This window comes from Fonticella tunisiensis (assembly GCF_004364155.1).
GTDB classification, from domain to species: Bacteria; Bacillota; Clostridia; order Clostridiales; family Caloramatoraceae; genus Fonticella; species Fonticella tunisiensis.
Genome location: NZ_SOAZ01000002.1, coordinates 113193 through 136221, shown reverse-complemented (window position 1 = coordinate 136221; position 23029 = coordinate 113193). Strand labels below are relative to the sequence as shown.

Here is a 23029-nt window from a genome sequence, read left to right as displayed (position 1 = left end):
GAATGTATCACATAAAAATAATTCATTTACCATATATTTGTATTTTTTTATTATAGACATTTTACTATATCTTTTATAAAATTAATTCGTTTCATAGTTTAAATCATATAAAATTTAGATATTTTTGTTTGCGCAAATATCTTTTAGGTAATATAATTTAACCTAAACGATATTTTGCTATTCACTGGGCTTGATGGCGCTTATATATAGTAAAGCAACTTTAATTTACTGGAGTAAAGGGCAGTGATTCACCCCACTTACAGAAATGAAAGTAAACAGCGCATAAAGCTCAGAGTAAAAATTCACCAAAATTATATTATATATCTTAATTAAATTTCTGTTAAGGGGGAATTAAAAATGGCAATAAACATAATAGGTATGCCCATTGGTTACGGAGCCCAAAAGCATGGAACAAGCTCGGGCCCTGATAAGTTCAGGGAAATGCACATCGAAGAGGAAATCAAAAATATGGGCTTTGATGTAAAGGATCTCGGCAACATAGAGGTTCCTGTTGTTGGCGAGGACCATAAATATAAATATGACGGAAAGCTGAAGTATTTGGACATAGTTGTGGACGCCAATACTAAGCTTGCCTTTAAGGTTTATGAATCTATTTCAAGCGGAAATTTCCCCCTTGTACTTGGAGGAGATCACAGCCTTGGAATGGGAAGTATTGCAGGGGTAAGTAAACATGTTAAAAATCTGGGAGTTATATGGATAGATGCTCACGGAGATATAAACACCCACGAAACAACTCCATCCGGAAATATACACGGCATGCCCCTTGCTGCATCAATGGGATTTGGACCTGACAAGCTTGTAAATCTTTTCGAACACAGGATAAAGGTAAAGGATGAAAATGTATTCATTATAGGTGCAAGGGACCTTGACGAAGGGGAAATTGAGCTTATTAAAAACTCAAACATTAAAGCCTTTACCATGGATAAGGTAAAAAAATGCGGCGTTGAAAACGTTATTAATGAGACTCTCTCTTATTTGAGGGATAAGGTAGATGGAATACACGTAAGCTTTGACATCGATTCGCTGGATTCATCCCTTGTACCAGGTACAGGAACGCCTGTTAAGGACGGCTTTACAGTAGATGAAGCAAAATATATACTTGGTACGCTGGCTTCATCGGGAATGGTTGTTTCTATGGACCTCGTTGAACTCAACCCTCACATAGACAGGGATGAGGTTACAGCAAAAACATATATGGAGCTTTTAAGGCATGTATTTGATAATTTAAGGGAAGTTGAAGACAGGCAGCTAATGCTTGGATAAACAGGTTAAAACAGGGCAGGCTCATCACCTGCTCTTTATATTTTTGTAAATAAAACATATTTTTATTCTAGCATCTTTTAAGTCCAAAACTAATACAATGAATAAAGTTACTTTGTTTATAAAATTAATAAATATCATCATTAGAATATGATAAATATCACATTCAAAAGAGAAATGATGTTTTATTATATAAACATGGACAGCATGAGATACATTAAAAAGTAAACAATTTGCCATTAGGATTTTCATTTATTTAGTCAAAATTAATTATAAAAAATAAAGAGATGGAGGTAAGAAGTATGGATAACAGGAGCAGCGTAAGCATGTTCTGCTATCAGTGCCAGGAAACTGCAAAGGGAACTGGATGTACAATAAGAGGTGTTTGTGGTAAGACAAGTGATCTTTCAAACATACAGGACCTGTTAATATATGTAGTAAAGGGAATTGCCATTGTTAATAACAGAGCAAGAGCCCTTGGTATTAACAAAAAAGAAACAGATAAATTTATAGTTGATGCACTGTTTATGACAATTACAAATGCTAATTGGGACCCAGCCAGATTCTATGACAAGATTAGAGCAGGACTAAAGCTAAGGGAAGAAATCAAGGAAGCTGTTGTTAAAGCTGGTGGATCCATAGAAAATACAAGCGATTTTGTAACATGGTATGGTGAAACAGACGAAGAGCTTAAAGCTAAGTCTGAAGCTCCTGAAGTTGGGGTTCTTGCAACAGCAAATGAAGATATAAGATCTTTAAGAGAACTATTGACTTATGGATTAAAGGGTATGGCTGCTTACCTTGAACATGCAAACAACCTTGGATATGACGATGATTCCATAAATGCATTTATGCAGAAAGCTCTTGAAGATATAACAAACGATGCTTTAACTGCTGATCAGTTAGTTGCATTAAACCTTGAAGCAGGTAAGTATGGCGTAGATGTAATGGCACTGCTTGATAAAGCTAATACATCAACATATGGAAATCCTGAAATAACTAAGGTTAATATAGGAGTTAGAAATAACCCTGCAATACTTGTAAGTGGTCACGATCTTAGGGATTTAGAGCAGTTGCTTGAACAAACAAAGGGAACTGGAGTAGACGTTTACACCCACGGAGAAATGCTCCCGGCTCACTACTATCCAGCATTCAAGAAATATGAACACTTTGTAGGAAACTATGGAAATGCATGGTGGCTGCAGGATAAGGAATTCGAAAGCTTCAATGGACCAATCCTAATGACTACAAACTGTATAGTACCTCCAAAGGCTTCCTACAAGAACAGAATGTTTACAACAGGTTCCACAGGTATTGATGGTGTAAAGCATATCGAGGCGAATGCCGATGGAACAAAGGACTTCTCAGAGATAATCGAGCTTGCAAAGACACTTCCTGCTCCAACAGAAATAGAAAGAGGAGAAATAGTTGGTGGATTTGCACATGCAACGGTTTTAGGAATTGCTGATAAAGTTATAGAAGCTGTTAAGAGCGGAGCAATTAAGAGATTCTTCGTAATGGCTGGATGCGATGGAAGAATGAAGAGCAGAGAATACTACACAGAATTCGCTAAGAAGCTTCCAAAGGATGCGGTAATCCTTACAGCAGGCTGCGCCAAGTATAAGTACAACAAGCTTGACCTTGGAGACATCAATGGAATTCCAAGGGTGCTTGACGCAGGACAGTGCAACGACTCATACTCACTAGCTGTAATAGCTTTAAAACTCAAGGAAGCATTTGGCCTTGACAGCGTTAACGAACTACCAATATCATACAACATAGCATGGTATGAACAAAAGGCTGTAATAGTATTACTTGCATTGCTTTACCTTGGAGTCAAGAACATTCACCTTGGACCAACGCTGCCTGGCTTCCTGTCACCAAATGTAGCCAAGGTACTTGTTGAAAACTTCGGAATCGGCGGAATTACAAACGTTGAAGACGATATAAAAATGTTTATGGCACAATAATTCCATTTGGCTTACTCCCTACCCTGGCTGGTAGGGAGTTTTATTGTACTGTCATACTTTAGATGAAAAGCTGCATATTCGATTCAAGGGCATCCTTTAAATACTCCTCGGCCGTTATTATCTCAACCTCGGGAATGAATTCCTCCCTTTTAAACCCCATCACGTCCACGGACAATTTACAGCCGTAGAATTTGACACCCTTTTTCCTCGCACCGTCTAAAAATGCAGTTAAAGGAGGTACCTTATCATCCTGCATCATCTTAAGCAGCATTCTCTCCCCAAGCCCCCCCATGTTCATTCTTGATAGAGGAAGCTCTTCAGGCCCCTTTGGTGTTACTATTCCAAACATTTTTTCAAATGTTGTTTTGTCCTCAAGGGTCATCTTTCCAGGATCCCTTAAAAGAAGCAGTCCCCAGAATGCAAAAAACATTGTAACCTCTACTTCCATCTCTCTGGCAGTATTTGCTAATATAAGTGCCGCCAGGGCCTTATCATATTCTCCGCTGAACATAAGGATATTTAATTTCTTGCTCAATAGGCTTACCTCCCCGGATTTAAAGTTTCCAACCATTAAATAATTTATTGATAAACTTATTTTTACTCTAAATCAAATCTTTATTCCATATTGTATGAAACCGTATAGAGAAAATCTTCATTTAGTCTTACATTAATCCTTTTATATTTTTCATCATATGCTTTTTTATTTCTTGTAATATAGTCAAGCGCCCTTATTAGCCTATCTATTTCCCCAAAAGTATTGTATAGCCCAAAACTAAGCCTTACCATACCTGGTTTTGGAATGCTTCTGTCCCTCATATACGCTCCTATTTCATCCTTATTAACCTTTAAAAGCTTCTGAATATAGGGCTGTGCACAGAAGCATCCATTTCTAACTGCTATGCCTGCCTCATATGAAAGTATCTTCGCAACAGTCTCATGATGAAGTCCTTCTACGTTAAAGGGTATGATAGCAACCTTTTCACTGAAATTTTCTTCACAATCTCCATATAATCTAATACCTCCAATACCTTTAAGCCCTGTCACCGCATACTTAAGCAGGTTCCGCTCATGGGCTTCTATTCTCTCCATTCCAACGTCCTTTATTGTTTTAATAGCCTCTATAAGTGCTACTATGCCAATAAGATTTGGGGTACCTGCCTCCTCCTTTTCTGGAGGAGCATCCCAATCTACAAAGTCATGTGTTACGATCTTTACGGTGCCGCCGCCTGAATAATCAGGCTCTCCATAAGCAAAGGTTTCCCTGGGACCTATAAGGACGCCTATTCCAAAGGGTGCATACATCTTATGGGCTGAAAAGACCAGATAATCTATATGCTGGGGTGATTCTACCGGCCTCATATCCATCTTGGCATGTGGTACAAGCTGCGCCCCATCTACAAGTATTTTTGTGTTATATTTATGGGCAAGCTCCGCTGCCCTATAGATAGGGTTAATATGGCCCGTAACGTTTGAGGCCCCTGCAATTGTTAAGAGCCTCACTTTTCCCATATACTTTTGAAGCTTCTCCTCCATATCCTCTAATGATAGCCTTCCATTAGAATCTATATTTACATAGTCAATTTTATACTTATTCCTCCAGGGAAGATCATTAGAATGATGTTCCATATCCGTAGATAATACTACGCATTCCTTTGTTTCACGGCACAACCTGTATGCCAGCTTATTTATAGCCTCAGTAGTATTCTTTACATAAATAACAGTATCGTGATTTGGATCTCCGTTTACGAAATCTAAAATTATCTTTCTAGAGACGTCAAATAGGTTAGATGAAATCTGGGATTTATATCCTGTGCCTCTGTGAACTGAAGAATACCATGGGCAAAATCTGTACACCTTATCAAGTACTGAAACAAAAGGGGGTGTAGTTGCTGCGTTGTCGAAATTGATGGCAGTTACAAAACTCCCATCAATCAGCGGTATTTTTGTATCCACACCAACAACAAGTTTTCTCAAATCCTGATCATAATTATAAAAATTCATATCATCACCTATTCTAACTATTCCTCTATATATAATATCTGCTAATCACAAAATTGTGCCATTTAACGTATGCTCAGTGGACATACCATTTTGATCGGTTCTACGATAAAAAATATATGAAATTCACATTTTTCAAATCTCAAGCCTTAGAACTTCTTTGTAAAGCATGCTTTTAAATGGAATATATTTTTTATCGCAGCGTCGACCTGTAGATATTTTCCGTTTTTATTCCAATGGGCTCTTCAGAGCAGCATAACGGATTAATATAAAATTTATGTTTTTCTTCTTCCAGGTATAGATTATAATTAACTATAAATACCTTAATGGGAGGTTGTAACATGAGATATATAGACTTAAGAAGCGACACTGTTACAATGCCAACTGATAAAATGAGAGAAGCTATGTTTAGGGCTGAGGTCGGTGATGACGTATACGGAGATGACCCAACCATGAAGGAGCTTGAAGATTACGCCGCAAAGCTTGTTGGGAAGGAAGCATCCCTGTTTGTTCCAAGCGGTACCTTTGGAAACCAGCTTGCACTTCTCACGCACTGCAAAAGAGGAGATGAAGTAATACTTGGCGACGACTGTCATATAGTTCAGCATGAGGTTGGTGCATCATCGGTTATTGCGGGAGTTCAGCTTAGGACATTGAGGAGCAATAAGGGAGCCCTTGACCCTCAGGAAGTTAAAGCAAAAATAAGGGAAGAGGATATACACTTTCCTGAAACGGGCCTTATATGCCTTGAAAATGCCCATTCAAACGGAAGGGTAATACCCCTTGAAAATATGCAGGAGATACATAATATTGCAAGGGAACATAATATTCCTGTTCACCTCGATGGAGCAAGGCTCTTTAACGCAGCAACATATCTTAATGTAGATGTAAAGGAAATAACAAAATACTGTGATTCCGTTATGTTCTGCCTCTCAAAGGGACTTTGTGCACCCGTAGGCTCAATGCTTGCCGGAAGCAGGGAGTTTATAGACAGGGCGAGAAAGGGCAGAAAGCTTATGGGTGGAGGATTAAGACAGGCAGGGTTCCTTGCTGCTGCAGGGCTTGTTGCACTTAAAGAAATGACTCAAAGGCTTAAAGATGATCATGAAAACGCCCTTCTTCTTGGAAGAGAGCTTTCAAAAATTCCTGGAATCAAGGTAAATCTTGACGATATACATATAAACATGGTTTTCTTTGATATGTCACAAACAGGATATGATACAAACAAACTTGTTAAAGAGTTTCTAAACAGGGGTATAAAGATAAATCCTGCCGAAAACGGCCTGATGCGCTTTGTAACAAATTACTGGGTAACTGCTGAAGACATTTGCTATGTTGTAAACACATTAAAGGAACTCATTAAAAATAGGGCTTAATAAGCCCTATTTTCTAATCGTTGACTACTTTTTTAATCTCCATCTTGCCTTCTCTACAGCGCGAACATGGAATTTTTGCCTCTTCTCCAACGATAACCTCATAAAGGGTTAATATGTCCTTACTGTGGCAGCTTGTGCATTCCTCTATTATATCAACCTTGGGGAAATTAACCCAAGCCTCAGCATATTCATCCGTTGGATCCTCTATGTACCTGCTTTCTCGTATTACTTCCCCACAGCTTTTACACACTTTATCTACCCAAAATCCCGATATTCCTCTTGTTTTAGCTTCTTCGCTCACAGGCTCTGGATACCCATAGATCTTTTCTTCTCCTCTGCTAGAAACATAAAATTCCTTTCCCCAGGCGATTTCCGATTCTCTACCGCAGGAAGTACACTTTAAGACTACATATTTTCCCATGATACCACCCCTACATGACATAAAATAAAACCCTATTCAATTTATATCACATAAAAGTAAAAAAAACAACTTGACTATTCCCAATACTGAGAATTTTAAGACAATTATCTTCATTAATATATTTCTTTCTCGTTATTGATGTATTCTGTTAATCGTATTTTCCCTAAATTAAAACCTCTGAAATCTTTGACATTTTCAGAGGTTTTAATTTACTATTCCCCAAGGAGCCTCTTTTCTCCAGTGATCTCCTGTATAGGCTTTATATCCTGCGTTACCTCAAGTGTTCCCATGTACTCTCCTCTTTCGTCCCTTACAGCAAAATATCTTATAAAAACGTATTTATCTCCCATCTTAATCCAAAAATCCTCATGATCTTTCTTCCCTGATTTAAAATCATCAAGCATCTTATTCACAATATGAACACTTGCAGGTGGATGGCAGTTTTGAACCGTTCTTCCTATTACCGCCTTCGTCCTTGCAAATATCCTGTCCTTAGCCTGGTTAAAATACTTTACAACGTCGTCCTTATCTATAAAGGTTATATCCACAGGAAGATGGTTAAGTAATGCAGATATTTCCTCCGGCTTAAGAATTCCAGTCTCGAATTTAATATATCCCTTAGAATTTTCGTCTCCAATCTTTTTTTCTTCCTTTGCCTCAACATCAACCCTTTCAGGCTTCCATTTTCCCTGTGGCTCAGTTAAGCAGTATCCTATCTCGTCGCTTTCATTCATTATATTTATCCATTCATCCTGAGTTAATGTATCTATTGCCATAGGCAGGAGAATGTTTTCCTCCTTAAATATCATTTCGCTTACTTTATCAACAGCTTCATTTACCCTGGATATTACCTCATCCCTATTTCCTGAATAACTGATGAGGATGCTCTTTGTCCCCTTTATCATATCCCTTATCTCATCATCCACACCCCACATAACCTTTGGAGGTGCTGTAATTCCGTACTTCTCAAGATATGGAAACAGAAGGTTTTCCTTTCGGCTGTAGTGCTTATCTATATCCCATAGTGCGTTAAAATCCTCAATAAGCTTATAAACACTTTCCTTACTGTCATCCTTTTTAAAATTCTCAAGGTGTTTTTTAATGTCCTCCAGCAGTTTTTCAATCTCTCTGTTTTCTATTTTAAAGGTATGGACGGGATGGCCAGGTATCTCGTCGGGATGGTGTATTTCCTGGATTGACCCCTTAAAAACTGCTGCATGAACATCGCAAAGCCTTTGAACCTCAGCAATAGGCATACCCTCCATTATAAGGGCCTGCTCCATCTGAGATATTTCAGATGCTGATACCCCCTCAATAAGCTTTGCAAACCTCTCCCTTACCTCCTCAACACTTTTCCCATCATGAAGCTCCCTTATAAGCTCCTTTAAAACCCTTTGCCTATATTCCCGATTGTTGATAATTTCACTCATAAACACCCCTCCTATTCTATAACCTCATAACCTTTCTCAATAAAAGTTTTCTTTATAGTATCAAGGCTTATCTTCTTCATAGCTGCCCCCTTAGGTATTGTCATAAACCTTCCTGCAGTATTTAACATACCTGGTTTTACTATATCAACAAAACCAAGGTCCTTCAATATTTCAGCTGCTTCAGGATTGTTTTTAACGTTTTCATATACTGTAAGCTTTAAATTCAAAACCTTCACTTAATATCACCGCTTTTCCTTTATTTACTTATATTATAGACATTTCCTTGAAAAAATATATGTAACAAATATCACAATACAAATATTTATGCTTTAATACCCTTCGTCAAATGGAAAACATAATTATTTCCAATTCCCATTCATATAATATGATTAAGGTAGTAAACAGAGGGGGATAATATGATTGAGGATTTTAAGAAGATAATATTTTTAGGGTTGGGTTCTGCCGCCTATACCTATGAGAAGATATCGGATATCATTGAAAACCTTGTTAAAAAAGGTCAGCTTACAGTAGATGAAGCCAAAGATCTTTCAGAGGAATTAAAAAGAAATATAAAGGAAAAGGATGAAAGTACAAAGCCACTTTCTAAAAAGGATGCTGATATTATGAATTTTGTAACCAGAGATGAACTTGAAGAGATCAAGGTCAAACTTTTAGAGCTTGAAAATAAAATAAATAACAAATAGGCCATACCCATGTATGGCTTATTATATGAGGATGATATATATGTCAAAGAACGCTGCACAGAGATTAAGGCACATAGCAAGAGTGCTTGCTTATTATGGATTTGGATACATTGTAGATAACAAAATGAAAAAAGGTAAAAACCCTGGTCAAAACCTCAGAAAAGCCTGTGAAGAGCTGGGACCAACCTTTATCAAAATAGGACAGATATTAAGCACACGCCCAGATCTGCTTCCATCAGAATATATCGAAGAGCTTCAAAAACTCCAGGATAGAGTTCCTTCCGTTAATTTTGATGACATCAAAAACGCCTTTTATGGCGAATTCAAAATTGATATTGAAGAAGCCTTTTCATTCTTTGAAAAGACTCCCCTTGCATCAGCATCCGTTGCACAGGTGCACAGGGCAACTTTAAAAAATGGAAGAGATGTTATTGTCAAGGTGATGAGACCTAAAATCAAAGAAAATATGGAGCTTGATATTGCAATACTTAAAAGGATACTCAGCCTCACAGCCATTAAATTCGAGGATTCACTCATAGATCCAAGGGAAGCACTGGATGAAATACTCATATCGACAAGGAGGGAGCTTAACTTTATAAACGAAGCAAAGTCCATCGAAAAATTTAAACAGCTTAATAGCGAAGTTAAATATATTGGAGTTCCGGAGGTTATATGGGATTTCACTTCTCATTCAATACTTACTATGGAATATATAGATGGAATAAAAATAACGGATGTTTCAAGGCTTGAAAAGGAGGGCTATGATCCAAAGGATATAGGTAAAAAACTTATACTTTCATACTTTAAACAGATATTTGAGGATGGATTTTTCCATGGCGATCCTCACCCGGGTAATCTTCTTGTAATGAATGGGAAAATATATTATATAGATTTTGGAATAATTGGCCTAATATCTGATTCCCTTAAAAATGTATTAAACGATGTTATTGTTGCCATTGCCTATAAGGATATTGATATGCTCATTTCAGCCCTTCTTGCCATTGGCATAAGAAAGGGACATATAAACAGAAATAAGCTTTATGAGGATATTGATTACCTCTTTACCAGTTATCTCTCAGTGTCCCTTGAAAATATAAAAATATCTCAGCTTCTTCAGGACATATTCGAAACATCAAAGAGAAACAATATAAGATTGCCAAAGGATTTAACCCTGCTTATAAGGAGCCTTGTAATAATTGAAGGAGTTGTTGCTAAAATTTCTCCGGATATAAAAATACTCGACATTGCCATACCATATGTGAAATCAAACATGGAGTTTAAGCTTATACCGGATTTTAACGACCTGCTAATCGGATTCCATACATATGTTAAGGATATGGTGTCCCTTCCTTCAAAGCTTATAAGGCTTTCAAACGCAATTTTAAGTGGAAGGATTAAAATTCAGTTTGAGCATAGAAACCTATCACAGCCCATACATGAACTGAGCAAAATGATAAATAGAATTGTATTCGCATTTATTGTATCCTCATTAATAATTAGTTCCTCGTTCATTTTGACCAGCAATATAGGGCCTAAGATATACGGCGTTTCCATAATAGGAATAACAGGATTTATAATTGCAGCCTTCATGGGATTATGGCTTTTAATATCCATATTAAAATCAGGAAGGCTCTAGGCTGCTGCCTGGAGCCTTCCGTTGCAGCTTCATAATCATGTTTCTGTACGTGGCTTTGCTGGATCACACTCGGGCCTTTTAACCTCAGACACCATAGATAGCTTAGTTAAGTAATAACATTCCTCCCTGTACATGTGATCAGGCACAAGTGGAAGTATCCCGCCAAGTACTTCCTTATCAAGTCTCATCTTTTCAATCTCATTAAGATATCCCATAAAGAGCTGCATTTCAAGTTCTACCTCTTCATTGAATCTGGTAAGGGCCGGGAATTTTTCTATGCTGGTTCTCACATAGCCTGCCATTTCAACAGCCCTTCTATAAAGATTATCAAAATCCTTTTTAAACTCCTCTGCCTTATAAATAAGCCTCTTTTCAACCTCATCGAGAACCTTTGCAATACCTTCCGCATGACCAGAAGCATCCAAAAGCCACAGCAGATGATGATGTATATCATTCATTGGTGCAAGTTTGCCGGATAGGAAGCAATTAAGAATTCTTATATATTCATCCAGTTCATTTACCATATGGTTTAAAAACGTTGGAGTAAGCCCAATTTTGATTTCTCCAACAAGATGCTGCCTGATAAGATTTAGCTTAAACCCCCTAATCTCCTGAGCGTGTTTAAGTGCCCTCTTTGTAAATTCTTCAAGTTCAGTTTCTGACAGGCCCCTTCGTGATTCCTCAAGCAGCTTGTCGAATGTATCTATAAAATACCTTGCCCCAAGAGCCTCCTCACTCTCTTCCGGGGACAGTTCATTTAGAATAAATCTTGCGTGATCACCTAAAATTTGAAGCCAAAATTGATGCTCAAAAGCTATTTGACCCTTATTTATCTTATCAGCCAATCGTCTACCTCCCACAAACACATGCTATTCATACTATATGTATGAGAATAATGTTAAAATATGCTTATTCACTCTTGATTATAGGGACAGTTCACAATACCTGATATGAAGTAAAAGCATACTAAATCACATTTTGTGACGAACCGTTTTCATCTATTGTTACTTACCTATCCCTGTTGTAAAATAAAAACATAAAGATATTCAAAATTATAAGTCGCAGTTTTTCAGCAGCATATCTATTATCTAAATGAAGGGGGAGTTCTAATATGAGGTCAAAAATGAGTGATATTTTAGACGTTGTAACAAGTAAAGGCTTAACATATCAACAAAAGCTTTATAATCTTGCAAATATTGCAGAGAGGCTTTTAGATCCCAGAGAAATACTGGAGTATACCGATGAGGAAATGATGTATATTGAAAACGATATGATATGCGACTTAAATGAAGGCTACGCGATTTATCGTCCAAGGTATATAGTTCCAGATTACTATGTTCTTTTATCTAAAGGCTGCAAGTTCCTTGATTTAAAACCTCCGACAGATCTGGATGAGCTTCTCGATAGCCTTCTAATTTTATATAACCACGTCCCCTCAATCACATCCTTTCCGGTATTTATAGGGGATCTCGATAAGCTTATGGAACCCTTTATAACCGACGAAGAAAAGGATTATATAAAAATCAAGAGATTTTTAAACCATGTTGATAAGGCCATACCTGACTCATTCTGCCATGCCGATATTGGTCCTGAAAAAACAAAGGCCGGCGAGCTTATATTAAGAGCTATAATTGAGCTTGAAAACCCAACTCCCAATATGACAATCAGATATGATAAGGATATAACTCCAAGGGATTTTGCACTTAAAGCTGCAGAGGCTTGTTTAAGAGTTTCAAAGCCTTCCTTCAGTAATAATAAAAAATACTATAGTGACTTGGGAGACCACAGAATAGTAAGCTGTTATAATGCACTGCCACATGGAGGAGGAGCATACACTCTTCCAAGGCTTAGACTTGGTACAATAGTTAAGGGAGTAAGGTCCCTTGACGAACTTTTAAGTGATAGATTGCCTAAGGTAACAAGGGCCATGGCTTCTATGATAGATAAAAGAATTCGCTTCCTTGTTGAAAAATCAAACTTCTTTGAAACCTCTTTCCTTGTAAAGGAAGGCTTTATAAAGAGGGAAAACTTCTCAGCCATGTTTGGAATAGTAGGTCTTGCAGATGCTGTAAACTATATATTAAAGCTTGAAGGGCTGAATGAGAAGTTTGGTACTTCAAAAAGAGGTGATGAAATAGGTCACAGCATTTTAAAGGTAATATCTGATATTGCAAACAGCCACGAAGGCGTGTACTGTGAAAGAACCAACAACAGATATCTACTGCATGCACAGGTAGGAGCAAGCCTCAGCCAGGAGGATTATGACAATACCCCGGCCCATAGAATAAGGGTAGGAGAGGAACCAATTCTTCCTGTCCATATCAGGCAGGCGTCTCCATTCCATGAATACTTCACTTCAGGCACAGGGGATTTGTTTGCACTGGATCAGACTTACCTCAACAAACTTGATGCGGTACTCGATATTATAGAGGGTGCCTTCGCCTCAGGTGCAAGATATATAACAACATACCTTCACAATACAGATCTTATAAGGGTTACCGGTTACCTGGTTAAGAAAAGCGATGCATTTAAAGCAGGCCAGGGCCATGCTACCCTGAGGGATACGGATATATTAGGATACGGCACAAACGACAGGGCCCACGTATTTGAAAGAAGAGTAAGAGTAGATGGAAAATAAAGCCGTAGTTAACAGGATAATACCCTTTTCAAATGTAGACGGCCCGGGCAACAGGCTGGCGATTTTCTTTCAGGGCTGTAATATTAGCTGCATATATTGCCATAATCCTGAAACAATAAACAGATGTATTAGCTGTATGGCCTGCGTTTCAGGATGTCCCTCGGGAGCCCTTAAAACCTGTGATGAAGGTGTAATATATGATGAAAAAGTATGCACTGAGTGTGACAGATGCATAAAAACCTGTAGGTATAATTCATCTCCAAGAGCAAAAATATATACTGTGGATGAATTATATAAAATAATTGACGATTACAAGCTTTTCATAAGGGGTATTACGGTTTCAGGGGGGGAGCCTACTCTTCAGGCGGAGTTTATAACGGAGCTTTTTAAAAGGGTCAAACCTCTGGGCCTTACCTGCTTTGTGGATACTAATGGGTTCTTTGATAGGGAAAGGATTTCCGGGCTGATTGAGGCTGCGGATAAGTTTATGGTTGATATAAAGGCCATTGACAATATAGATATATTATGCGGAACAACCATGAAAAATAATATTGAGAACCTTAAATATCTGCTAAGGCTGAATAAGGTATACGAAGTTAGATCAGTAATTATTCAAGATTACATGGATGTTGAAAATACCCTGTTTACGGTTGCCTCTATCCTTAAAGAGTATCCTGAAGTTATATACAAGCTTATAAGGGTTCATACCCAGGGTCTCAGAGATGAACAAAAGGAAAAGGTGAAGGATAAGGTACCATCCGCGGAGTATGTAAGGCAGCTCGGGGAGAAGATAAGGGATATTGGAGTAAGAAAAGTTGAATTAATTATTTAAAAAAGGAAGCATCGGTTTAAGATGCTTCCTTCTTATCAAGGACCTTCACAAGCTTTGCAGAAATATCCTCTTTCTATATCTTATACCATCCACATCATTTTCATCCTTTCAAATAGAAGACAACCCCCTCACGCCTTGATTTCATGTGGCAGAGAATATCTCCCTACAGTATGGATAACGCCTGACAAAGCCTTATTATTAAGGGTGCAGCAAAAACAGTAACTAATCCTGCAACCCCTATGGCAAGTCCACTCATGGCACCTTCAACTTCACCAATCTCCAACGCCTTTGCGGTTCCTATAGCATGTGAAGATGTTCCTATCGCTATACCTACGGCTATTTCATCAGTTATTTTAAACATTTTACAAATATATGGCGCTATAACAGAACCAATTATTCCCGTAGCGACTATTGAGGCCACGGTTACTGCTGGAATGCCCCCGATTTGTTTTGAAATTTCCATTCCGATAGGGGTGGTTACAGACTTTGGTACTAAAGAAGAGAGTAAAACCTTATCCAGATGAAACAATTTTGATAGTAAAATTATGCTTACTATTCCAGAGATTGATCCTGCTGCGATACCTCCAATTATAGGTATGGAGTAAGCTTTTAATAGTTTAATTTTCTTGTAAAGTGGAACAGCAAGAATTACGGTTGAGGGTATTAAGAAAAAGGAGATTATTTGTCCACCCATATTATAGTCATTAAAGCTTATTTTAAATTTTGAAAGAATTGCTATTATTAAAACCTGGCTAATAAGCAGAGGATTAAATAAGGAAACTTTGGTTTTATTATATAATATATTTCCTATTTCAAAGGCAATGGCTGATAACATTACTCCAAATATTGGAGAGCTCATTAAACTATCCATTTTTCATCATCCTTTTTAAAATTTGTACTGTGAAACCTGTTGTAATTATAACTACTACTGAAGAAATAACCAAAACGCCTAAAATGCCAATTAAATTACTGCTTATAATTCCTAAACATGTTATCAATCCAACCGCTGCAGGCACAAAAAAGAATGCAAGATGTTTTAATAAAAACTCACTTGTTGTTTCAATCTCTTTTACATCTAAAATACCCATACACAAAGCTCCGAAAAGCAGTAACATTCCAATTACGCTTCCGGGTATCGCAGAAATGAAAAATCTATGCAGCAACTCTCCTGCAAAAGATATAGCCAACACAATTGATAGTTCTCTAATTAATTTCATCCTTGGTCACTCCGAGTTAAAAATAACAAATTTATTATAGCACTTACTCTACATTTGACTCAACCTGCCTATGTTTTAAAAAAACTAAAAATCCTTTGTTCATTGAAATTCTCCCGCCCATTTTTCCCCTCACCTTTTCTCTTACATTAAAAAAAGCAGAATAAACCGAAGCCAAAAAACTCAGGAGGCTGGCTCCTGAGTTTTCTTATACACGCATAAATCTTTCTGCATCCTTTACAGGTGCTCTAAATTCCACCTCTGTTCCTAACTCTTTAAAGTGCTTTTCTGCACATTTTATCTTAAGCTGCTCCTCTGGTCTTAAAAGTTCAAATATATCAGTTCCTTTTGTTTCAACAACAAAATATAATTTTTCTTCTCCATCCTTATCTATTACAACGGCCCAGTCTGGGTTATATGAGCCAAGGGGTGTGTCTATTTTAAACCAGCCTGGAAGCTTTACATAAACCTTAACCCTTTCATCATTCTCAAATTTCTTTGCAAAGCTCTCCTCTATATCTGAATCGTATAAAACATGATCGAAGGGTGATTTTTTGCTTTTAACTGCATTTTCATTCAAATAAGCAAGGAGTTCTTCACTGTTGAATAATTCTACTGCATAATAGTCATTTATTTTATGATATTTTATTCCATCAGCAACAAAAAGCCTTAATTCCCTTTTTATAATCTCAGCTACTTGTTCTATAAATTTTTGAGGATTTCTTTTAAAATCTTCAAGTCTATTAGACTTTATTAAAATTTCAACAAGAGTTTTTCTTGTAAGACTTGTTTTGTTCTGAAGGTCAGTTAAAATATCAGGTAAGTTATTTTTAATATTTACTTCCTCAACATCTTCCCTGACAACTTGCTCAGATACCCCCATATCCCTTTCGATGTTTATTCTTGCCTTTTGGCTTACTAATTGAGATGCATGTATTTTGGGCATCCTCATTATATTTTCAACGCATTTTTCAATTAGCTTTTCACTATCAAAATCAAGTGAATATATGGTTTTTTGCTTTATCTTATCCCATAAAGCTTTAAAATCTTCGCTTTCCAAAACAGCCTTATTAAGCTGAACCTTTGTCTTTTTGTTTGCATCCTTTATCTTTAATCTGCTTGCTCTATGTTTGAGCTCCCTTATTATTGCAGGATACCAGTTATTGAATTCATAGGATAATTCGACCTGTTCATTTTCAAGGGCTTCCTTTAAAACAGCTGTCATCTTGCCATCTTTATCAATATATCCTCTTTTAGTTAGCAAATCATATAGTTTTTCAGATTTTTCATAGCCCAATGGAACAGCTTCACCATCTTCATTTGTAAAGGATAATCCTGCAAAAATGTGCTTTTCAACAACACCAAATCTAATTCCCGTATCCTCTTCAATTTCAGTTTGGAGCTTCTCAACAAATTCCTTATATGACTCGTTTGCCATAACAGTTAATGTATTTATATTAGGATCCTCAATTCTTTTTCCACTATTATCAACGGCAAGCCTTAAACCCCTTCCTATTTCCTGCCTTCTACTAACATACGTTCCAGAGGAATCTTTAAGAGTACAAATTTGAAACACATTAGGGTTATCCCATCCTTCCCTTAAAGCTGAATGGGAAAATATAAATCTTAAAGGTTCGTCAAGGCTTAAAAGTCTTTCCTTATCCCTCATAATAAGGTTATATACGTCATTATCAGCCTCTGTATTACCCTTTGTATCCTTAAGCCTTCCCTTCTTATCCTGTGCAAAGTAGCCGTTGTGAATTCTTTCGATTTCCGCATCAACATCAATATCCTTGAAAAGGGTGTTATATTTATGCTTTTTTATAAGCTTCCTGTACTCCTCTTCAAACATTTTGGCATATTTCCCCTTTACAGGGTTTCCTTCCCCATCATAGTCCCTATAATTTGCAACCCTATCTATGAAGAAAAGGCTTAAAACCTTTATTCCTTTATGCCTTAGTTTAAGTTCCTTGTCAAGATGCTCTTCAATTGTTTTTCTTATCATAAACCTTTTTATTTCATCATCGTCGATATCGCCAACGGATTGATTTAGATCGATTCTTATTCCGTTTATCTCGATATACTCTTCTCCTTCGCCCCAGCTTATATCTTCAACCTTATATCCCCTATAAATTTCCCTCTCACCGGAAATGTCAAACAAATCATCTCCAAGTTTAACCGTTTTAGAAGTTCTTCTAACTTTTCCTCTGCTTTCAACATCTAATTCAATCTTTGCCTTTCTCTCGCCTACTTCTAAAAGCTTTATATAGGGCAAATTAAAAGCTTCCTCCGATTTAACTGATAAAACTTCTATTCTTTTAACCAGCTTTTGCTCATAGGCATCTACAGCATCAAGCCTATAAACCATGTTGTATTTATCAACATGGGTTGCAGAATACCTTAATGTGCATATAGGGTTTAATGATGCTATTGCTTCCTTTGATTTATCCGTTGTATCAACGCTTTGCGGTTCGTCTATTATAACTATTGGATTCGTTTCTTTTATATAATCGATTGGTCTTAATCCATTAAGTCTATCATTTGGCCTGTGAATAATATTCGCCTTGTCCTCTTTTTCAGGATCAACAAAGCTTTTCCTAAATGCATCAATGTTTATTATCATAATTTGAATATTGGGTGATGTAGCAAAGTTTCTAACCTGATCAAGTTTTGAAGAATCATATATAAAATAATCTACTGGAGCATTATCATACAGCTCATCAAAATGCTCCTTTGTTATTTGAATTGTCTTATATACCCCTTCCCTTATTGCAACCGACGGAACAACCACTATAAACTTGGTAAAGCCGTAATTTTTATTAAGTTCATAAATCGTTCTAAGATATACATAGGTTTTACCCGTTCCCGTTTCCATCTCAACTGTAAAATTCATTCCCTCCAATTTTTCACTTCTTGGAAGGCCATTTCTCATCTGAACCTGCTGAAGGTTTTTTAGTATTTCATCCTGTGTAAGTTCAAGCCTGTTTCCTATTCCAAGGTCCCTTTGTTCTATTCCAAAAACTTCACCTGTTATAACAGTAAAGTTTGACTGCTTTACTGGTTGTCCACTAAATATATCAACAACTGACATTACAGCCTCAAGCTGATATTTTAAGTCAGATTTAAACTGCAGCTTCATTTTAAACACTCCTTACATCAAGGATACCATGTTGTTTTAAATTTTGAACGGCATTTAATTTATCAGCATCCTTTTTAAAGGCATTATCCTTAAACACAACTCTTGTTTCCATAAATTCAGATTTGTGCTTTGGTATTTCATTTAATATATCCTCTGTTATATCATCCTCAAGACAAACAATTAAAGCTCCTTTTCCAACATTATATATTACTTTATCATTAACTTTTATCTCATCGATTGGAACATTTAACTCTAATCCCAACTTCAATATTATTTCAAACAGAACATCTTCTTTTGTTCTGCCTTCTTTAATATTGTTTGCCATGTCCTCAAGTGTTGCTTTAAGATTGTCATAATCAGGATCCCATGTTTTGATATTGGATTCATCAAGCTTAAACACCTTAAATCCTATATCCAAGTCCTCTTTTCCAGTCTCGGCTTTAATCTTTTCCCCAGCTCGTCTTATTCTTTCCTTTCCTATCTCGCAAATATTTTTATACCCTGCCTTATAGGCCTCTGAATTCTCAGGAGTTGGCTCTGGAAGCTGAACCATTATGAATTTTCTATTTCCCCCATCCTCTGCATTAAGCTGCATAACTGCATGGGCTGTTGTTGCAGAGCCTGAGAAGAAGTCGAGGATGAGGGAATCACTATTAGAGTAAAGTACTAACAATCTTTTAATTAACTCTATTGATTTTGGATAATCGAAATATGCTTTTCCATCAAACAAATCTTTTAACTTTTGTTTTGCCTCTTGGGAGTGTCCAACATCCGTATATTTCCAAATAGTCATTGGTGTAATACCTTCTTTAACTTCTGACAAGAAACGTTTTATCCGAGGTACATTATTACCATCCTCTCCAAACCAAATTCGATTATCAGCTAAAAATTCTTCAAATCTTTCTTTCGTAAGTCGCCAACAGTATCCATTAGGAGGTAGAACCTTTCTACCGCTTGGGGTAGTTATTTCATAAACTTTTTCAGGTATTGCTGGTCCAACTGTTAGATTATCTGACATCCATGGACCTCTTGAATCATTGTCAGGATTTCTATATCTATTATCTGCTTCATCAGTTCTTTTCAATCCATTACATATAGTTAAATCTATATTTTTTGAATAACAAATAATATAATCATGATTTATTGAAAAATGTTTTTTAAGGTTTACAGGAGAAAATGACCTTTCCCATATAATATTAGCAATAAAATTTTCCTCGCCAAAAATCTCATCACAAATCTTCTTCAAATTGGCAACTTCATTGTCATCTATACTTATAAAAATAACTCCATCCTCAGTCAAAAGGTTTCTTGCAAGCTTAAGCCTTGGATACATCATGTTAAGCCAATCGGTATGGTATCTTCCGCTGGTTTCAGGGTTTGCTTTTGTCGTTTGCTTGGTTATTTCTTTATAGTTTTTAATATTGTCCCTAAAATCATCCTTATAGACAAAATCATTTCCTGTATTGTATGGAGGATCGATATAGATCATCTTTATCTTTCCAAAGTAGGACTTTTGAAGAAGCTTTAAAACCTCGAGGTTATCTCCTTCTATGTAAAGGTTATCTGTTGAATCCCAATTTTTGCTGCTTTCCCTATCTGGTCTTAGCGTTCCCATTGAAGGAGTTTGGGCAAGTTTCATTGCTGCAGTTTTACCATTCCATGTAAATTCATATCTTTCATTTGATTTTTCTATGTTTTCTCCAAGGATTACCTTTAATTTTTCAAAATCTATTTTCCCTTCAGTTACAACCTCAGGAAAGAGCTTTTTTAAAGCCTCTATATTTTCCTTTGTTAAATCCATTGATTTTCCATCCATTTTTTGCATTATACCACCTCATTTTGAATTTTGTAATACCTAGATTACTAACTAAATTACTGTTTAAAAATAGAGCAAGAATTATATTATATCTCATATTTCGCTAAAAGTTATTTACTAATGTGAAGCTTATAATTATACAGAATTTCTCCTAACAACTTTTAAGCATAAAATATAACACCAGTTAATATTTTTATTTATTCCATTATAAGTATTGATTTCGCATAAATCATAAAATAATTAAAAAATTATGTCCTTAGCAAAACGTGAGTTATATAACATAAAGTTCATATGTATTTATTATAACTTCGAATTAAGTTGTATAATATGGAAATAACTTATAAAATTATAATATTCAGCTATCGCATCATTTAAAATAAAATCTATATAATCACTGTTTAACTTTCATTACTACTCAATTCATATGAAGAGATTCAATATTAATAATTCTTATTACTATTTTCAAAATATATTTTTTTTGCTTTATCTGTAATTTTATATACCTTCCTTGAAATGCCATCAACATTTACCTGATTCTTCGTCAGTAGTCCTTTTTCTTCAAGAAGAGTAGCTCGTTTAGCTATTAATTGATAAGAACAATCTAATTCTTTTGCTATTAATGCAGCATGTAAGTCTAAATCTTCATTCTGATATAATAAATGTAAAATATCTAGCTCAATTTCTGATAATAAATTTTCTTTTTCTACGTTATTAAATAAATCTTTATTTTCAAAATAGTATTTTTCTTCAATAAAACCTTTTTCTTTACAACCTTTATAGCATAACATATCAATCTTGCTCAAAATATCGTATTCGTTAAAATCATAGATTGCTCCACATTTGTTACAAATAAACTTAGTTTGTCCTAATAAATATTTCTCTAAGAATTCATTATAATCAAAATGTCTCGAAATATAGTATTTTCTGTATTTAGAATCACCTTTAGGTCTTCCAAATAATATATTATTAGCCTTACATAATCCATAATTTATAGAATAAATGCTTATTGGCACTCCATCTCTGTCAGATTGTTCATAATATTTTGTAACAAAGTAATTTAATTCTAATGAATAGAAAAACTTTTCATATCCTTTTTTTATATAAAAATGGCTTGTTGGAATTTTATTCTTAGGTATATCTTTAAATAGTTGAGTATCTTCATTTGCAAGTTTAGTCTTTAACTCTTTTGCTTTTTCAACAATTTTATTCATAAGAATTTGTTGTGCATGCCTATCAAGGTTTTCATTGAACGCCTCTGCTAAATAATTAATTTTTTCGAAATAGTAGGCCACTTGATTTTCATAATATTTTTGTGCAGCTTCTTCTAGCAATGCTTTTGTAATCTTTTTACCATAAATTAATGCACTCTTATAACAATAATCAAGTATATATCCAAGAACACGTGGTATATTCATTGATATTTGAAATAATAATTCTTTATAACTCTCCCATGTATTGTCTTTATTATCTATTTGAAATATTATAGAAGGATGCTCATCAAGATAAAACTTAAATCTTTTTAATAGGAGCCTGTCCAAAAAATCAATAGCTTTTTCTTCAAGTTCTGGCAAATCCTTAACTTTATAAATATTATAATAATCTAAGTTAATTTCATTTATCTTACCCTTATCAATATCACCGTAAAAAATTCTTTTTGGATAGCACCCTATTTTAAACCTGAAAAACTTTTCTGACCAATTGTTTAATGGGGCTAAAATAGTATTAACAAAAACTTGTTGTGCTTCAAAATCTATCTCAGAAAAATCATCTAAAAATATGTGCGTCTTATTTATACCTAATGATTTTAATTCTTCAGATATACTTTCCATATAATCCTTGATACTGAAATGTCTTAATAATATAGATGAAAATTGCCTCATTTCTTCATCAGACGAACTATTTTTTATACCCATAACTCCATCATATGCTGTTTCAAGCGAAGAATCTGTCTTAGATATATTTCCTTTCATTCGAAAATTAACATCATTGGCTTTCTCTACACTCACTATCCCTTTTAATTGATTTGAACTTTGAACTATAAGACTAACATCTGTAAATTCAGGTTTTTTTATTCTTTCCTTAAGTTCTGTTAAGCGCAATTTTGTTTTTGTATAATTACTTTTCTTAAGCATCTTACCTATGGTAGATTTATTTTCTAAGTTTTTCTCAAGTTCACTTATTAATTCACTTAGAACTTGTAAGACAAAATTCTGTAATAATAGTAATTTATGTATATATTCATTATGTGATTCTAATTTAATATCTTGAGAAATTGATTTACCATATAGAGTCTTAACATCTATATAAGCTGATATTTCTTTATCTTGATGTCTAAAGTATTCCTGTGCTCTTGCAAATATAGTTGATTTTCCAGTTCCTTTTCTCCCTATTAAAAAAACAGTTGAATCTTCAATTACCTGTTTAAATATTGCCTCGTTAGGAAGAGGGTCCACATATAATTTATCAATAATATTTTTATTATTTTCTTCACTAATTAGTTCCGCTCTCTGTGCAAGCTTCAATGATATTATTAATTTATTTATATTATCTAAGAATTCATCATTAGACTGCATA

The 23029-nt window shown here is 35.4% G+C and carries 18 protein-coding genes; 7 read left to right on the top strand and 11 right to left on the bottom strand.

The features are described 5' to 3' along the window. Window positions 1-357 precede the first annotated feature (357 nt). On the top strand, window positions 358-1284 hold the full coding sequence (rocF, locus tag EDD71_RS01785; protein ID WP_133627019.1) for an arginase: 927 nt from the start codon (window positions 358-360) through the stop codon (window positions 1282-1284). Window positions 1285-1583: 299 nt separating this feature from the next. Continuing rightward, window positions 1584-3251, top strand: coding sequence for a hydroxylamine reductase (gene hcp / locus EDD71_RS01780; RefSeq protein ID WP_243116366.1), 1668 nt, complete (start codon window positions 1584-1586; stop codon window positions 3249-3251). A gap of 58 nt (window positions 3252-3309) precedes the next feature. Here hcp and EDD71_RS01775 read toward each other — a convergent pair whose 3' ends face one another. Next, the gene (locus EDD71_RS01775) at window positions 3310-3786 is read right to left on the bottom strand and encodes a DsrE/DsrF/DrsH-like family protein (protein ID WP_133627018.1); all 477 of its coding nucleotides are present in this window, start codon (window positions 3784-3786) and stop codon (window positions 3310-3312) included. Window positions 3787-3866: 80 nt separating this feature from the next. After that, window positions 3867-5252 carry an aminotransferase class V-fold PLP-dependent enzyme gene (locus EDD71_RS01770; RefSeq protein ID WP_133627017.1) on the bottom strand — a complete coding sequence of 462 codons (1386 nt, stop codon included), beginning with the start codon at window positions 5250-5252 and terminating at the stop codon, window positions 3867-3869. 338 nt (window positions 5253-5590) lie between these two features. Here EDD71_RS01770 and ltaE point away from each other — a divergent pair, with 338 nt between their 5' ends. Next, on the top strand, window positions 5591-6625 hold the full coding sequence (gene ltaE / locus EDD71_RS01765) for a low-specificity L-threonine aldolase (RefSeq protein ID WP_133627016.1): 1035 nt from the start codon (window positions 5591-5593) through the stop codon (window positions 6623-6625). 13 nt (window positions 6626-6638) lie between these two features. On the opposite strand, the gene EDD71_RS01760 is transcribed toward ltaE, so the two are convergent. The 3 genes from EDD71_RS01760 to EDD71_RS01750 form a co-directional block, all read right to left on the bottom strand. Further along, on the bottom strand, window positions 6639-7046 hold the full coding sequence (locus EDD71_RS01760; RefSeq protein WP_133627015.1) for a hypothetical protein: 408 nt from the start codon (window positions 7044-7046) through the stop codon (window positions 6639-6641). 212 nt (window positions 7047-7258) lie between these two features. Further along, window positions 7259-8476, bottom strand: coding sequence for a DUF438 domain-containing protein (locus EDD71_RS01755; protein ID WP_133627014.1), 1218 nt, complete (start codon window positions 8474-8476; stop codon window positions 7259-7261). Window positions 8477-8487: 11 nt separating this feature from the next. Beyond that, window positions 8488-8712, bottom strand: coding sequence for a DUF1858 domain-containing protein (locus tag EDD71_RS01750; protein WP_133627013.1), 225 nt, complete (start codon window positions 8710-8712; stop codon window positions 8488-8490). A gap of 180 nt (window positions 8713-8892) precedes the next feature. Between EDD71_RS01750 and EDD71_RS01745 the strand changes: the two genes are divergently transcribed. Continuing rightward, on the top strand, window positions 8893-9180 hold the full coding sequence (locus EDD71_RS01745; protein WP_133627012.1) for a phasin family protein: 288 nt from the start codon (window positions 8893-8895) through the stop codon (window positions 9178-9180). A 40-nt stretch (window positions 9181-9220) separates the two neighbouring features. Continuing rightward, complete coding sequence (locus EDD71_RS01740; protein WP_133627011.1) at window positions 9221-10816, top strand: ABC1 kinase family protein; 1596 nt, start codon at window positions 9221-9223, stop codon at window positions 10814-10816. A gap of 35 nt (window positions 10817-10851) precedes the next feature. Here the strand turns inward: EDD71_RS01740 and EDD71_RS01735 are convergent, their stop codons facing one another. Further along, on the bottom strand, window positions 10852-11661 hold the full coding sequence (locus EDD71_RS01735; RefSeq protein WP_133627010.1) for a DUF2935 domain-containing protein: 810 nt from the start codon (window positions 11659-11661) through the stop codon (window positions 10852-10854). A 266-nt stretch (window positions 11662-11927) separates the two neighbouring features. On the opposite strand from EDD71_RS01735, the gene EDD71_RS01730 reads away from it, so the two are divergent. Both EDD71_RS01730 and EDD71_RS01725 read left to right on the top strand, forming a co-directional pair. Next, window positions 11928-13454: a YjjI family glycine radical enzyme gene (locus EDD71_RS01730; protein WP_133627009.1), complete on the top strand. Its 1527-nt coding sequence runs from the start codon at window positions 11928-11930 to the stop codon at window positions 13452-13454. Continuing rightward, complete coding sequence (locus tag EDD71_RS01725; RefSeq protein WP_133627008.1) at window positions 13444-14286, top strand: YjjW family glycine radical enzyme activase; 843 nt, start codon at window positions 13444-13446, stop codon at window positions 14284-14286. Before EDD71_RS01730 ends, EDD71_RS01725 begins: the two co-directional genes overlap by 11 nt. 163 nt (window positions 14287-14449) lie before the next feature. Here the strand turns inward: EDD71_RS01725 and EDD71_RS01720 are convergent, their stop codons facing one another. From EDD71_RS01720 to EDD71_RS01700, 5 genes are all read right to left on the bottom strand, one after another. Further along, a complete protein-coding gene (locus EDD71_RS01720) occupies window positions 14450-15157 on the bottom strand; it encodes an LrgB family protein (protein ID WP_133627007.1) in 708 nt (235 codons plus the stop codon). Then, on the bottom strand, window positions 15150-15503 hold the full coding sequence (locus EDD71_RS01715) for a CidA/LrgA family protein (protein ID WP_133627006.1): 354 nt from the start codon (window positions 15501-15503) through the stop codon (window positions 15150-15152). Before EDD71_RS01715 ends, EDD71_RS01720 begins: the two co-directional genes overlap by 8 nt. Window positions 15504-15708: 205 nt before the next feature. Beyond that, the gene (locus tag EDD71_RS01710; RefSeq protein WP_133627005.1) at window positions 15709-18639 is read right to left on the bottom strand and encodes a type III restriction-modification system endonuclease; all 2931 of its coding nucleotides are present in this window, start codon (window positions 18637-18639) and stop codon (window positions 15709-15711) included. 1 nt (window position 18640) lies between these two features. Further along, window positions 18641-20464, bottom strand: a complete 1824-nt coding sequence (locus EDD71_RS01705) for a site-specific DNA-methyltransferase (RefSeq protein ID WP_133627004.1) — start codon at window positions 20462-20464, stop codon at window positions 18641-18643. Between the two features lie 431 nt (window positions 20465-20895). Next, entirely contained in the window at window positions 20896-23028 is a 2133-nt protein-coding gene (locus tag EDD71_RS01700) for a helix-turn-helix domain-containing protein (RefSeq protein ID WP_133627003.1), read from the bottom strand. Between the last annotated feature and the right edge of the window lies 1 nt (window position 23029).